The sequence below is a fragment of the Pseudomonas sp. EA_65y_Pfl1_P113 genome (genome assembly GCF_963970525.1).
Taxonomy (GTDB): domain Bacteria; phylum Pseudomonadota; class Gammaproteobacteria; order Pseudomonadales; family Pseudomonadaceae; genus Aquipseudomonas; species Aquipseudomonas tritici.
This window is the reverse complement of sequence record NZ_CAXAQM010000598.1, coordinates 1-449: the sequence shown is the minus strand read 5'-3', so window position 1 is coordinate 449 and position 449 is coordinate 1. Positions and strand designations below refer to the sequence as shown.

The 449-nt window shown below is 66.6% G+C and carries 1 protein-coding gene; it reads right to left on the bottom strand.

The genetic code is table 11. The annotated features are described in order from the left end of the window. A partial coding sequence (locus AACY52_RS31275) for a hypothetical protein (RefSeq protein ID WP_339561536.1) occupies window positions 1-449 on the bottom strand: 449 nt, incomplete at both ends.

Sequence of the window (449 nt, the reverse complement as noted above, 5' to 3'; positions counted from 1 at the left end):
GTGAGGTTGGCCTGACCGGGCGTGTAGGCCCGATAGTAGAGATAGGCGGACTCTGTGGTTCCATGTCCGTTGGACGCCGCCGTGATCTTGCCGGCCAGCCCGTTGGCGAAGACGACCGTATCGCCGACCAGCGAGGCGGTCTGGATGCCATTCGCCAGGAACCAGCCGTGCCCGCCCATGTAATTGTATCCGACGCCGGAACCGCCCAGCGCATAGTTGGTCGACGTGGTCAGAGTCGGCAGACCGGCGAGCAGATTGGCGGTGCTTCCCGGCGCAAAGATGGCGACCACCGTCGCGCCAGCGGCCGCACCCGCGCTGAGGTTGGTGGCGACCGTGAGGTCGGGAACGCCCGCCTGCAGCACCGGCGCCACATTGGTCCCGGTCAGGGTGAAAGTGGCCTGCTGTGTCGACACCGCGCCGTGGGCGCCGGTGAGGCTGACATTATAGAC